Consider the following 1,261-nt stretch of genomic DNA (forward strand, 5'->3'; position numbering starts at 1 on the left):
ATATAGGTTTTTCGAACCAATCCCGAAGGTCTCAGTTCCGATCCTCACGGTTCCAAGTTCGAATCCCGCTTCGGTCATTCTTTTTTGCCATCAAGCATGCATCTGTTTGCACGCAGTGACTGTTTTCTTGTGAACAATATTTAGTTGTATACGATGCATGCGTTGGTTTGGCTGGATAGTTGATGGTTGTTGTGCAGGATCAGTTTATGATTTCAACCCTTTCCAAAAGTCCCTTGAATTTCAACTTCATCATGATTGCGAGCTCAGCCAGCAACACACACGACAGCAAATTGTAGCCTGCGAGTCTGCAACACAGTATGCACAATTGCAGCCATTGGACTGTTGGCAGTTGCAGAGATCGAGAGGAAATTCAAGCTGGCACCGACCAAACGCCGTCTAAGACGATTTCCGGCGACTCTGGATCTCCATCACCATGCAGCAGGCAATCGTGCTATTTACTGGATAAACTGTCCATAAGCTTGCAAGGCTAATGGCGTAAATATGACCTGCGGAGCTCATCTGAATGTGAAGATCCGCATGGGAGATTTTCTTAGTTTCAAGGGACTTTTGGAAAGGGTTGCAGGCATCCACTGTGCGAATCGTGATGCAAACTCAGGTTCGCATCGCCCACATTGGCGAGCTCGAGCGCTCGCACGCACAGCAACTCGGAAATATGCGTCAACTTGCAATTGCATCAATCGAGTGTTGGTCGAATGCGGATGGTTGATGTAGACTGAGGAAAAGCGCACGCTAAGTGAAACAGGCGTGCACGACGCGCAGCATTCAAGTATGAAACAATGTACGCTCATCGAAATTGCCTCAGATCGATGACCAACGAAGTGATATTGTCCATGGAATGATAGGAGTAGGCGGCATTGGTGAGTCGCTTGGCAGCCTCCTTGAAATCGCCGCCAGAAGCGGTGTTTCCATTGCTTCCGTTCGCTCCGTCCTGCGATTGCTGGTCGATCGCCTGCTTGACTATATCCACCGCCGCCTGCGATGAGAGCACATCCCACACTCCGTCCGATGCCAGTATGAGGAAGTCATCTCCCTCTTCGATCTTCCAGGTCTTGATCTCCGGCTCGGCGGAGACGAATGCCTTCAAGCGACGATCGCCGAATGCGCGCGATACGGCCAACACGCCCTGCACGCGCCAAGTGCCGTAGTGAATCACCTTACCACCAAGCTTCTCGATGCGCGACTTCTCATCCTCACGTGACGGCTTGTGATCGACGCTCATCTCCACCGCGCGGCCGCTCGA

The 1,261-nt window shown here is 51.2% G+C and carries 1 protein-coding gene; it reads right to left on the reverse strand.

Annotated features, from left to right (window positions below; all coding sequences use genetic code 11):
• Positions 1–805: 805 nt before the first annotated feature.
• A partial coding sequence (locus P4L78_RS00030; RefSeq protein WP_309326178.1) for a PP2C family protein-serine/threonine phosphatase occupies positions 806–1,261 on the reverse strand: 456 nt, incomplete at its 5' end.

Origin of the sequence: Silvimonas sp. (genome assembly GCF_031291215.1) — a bacterium.
In the GTDB taxonomy this organism is placed as follows: Bacteria; Pseudomonadota; Gammaproteobacteria; order Burkholderiales; family Chitinibacteraceae; genus Silvimonas; species Silvimonas soli.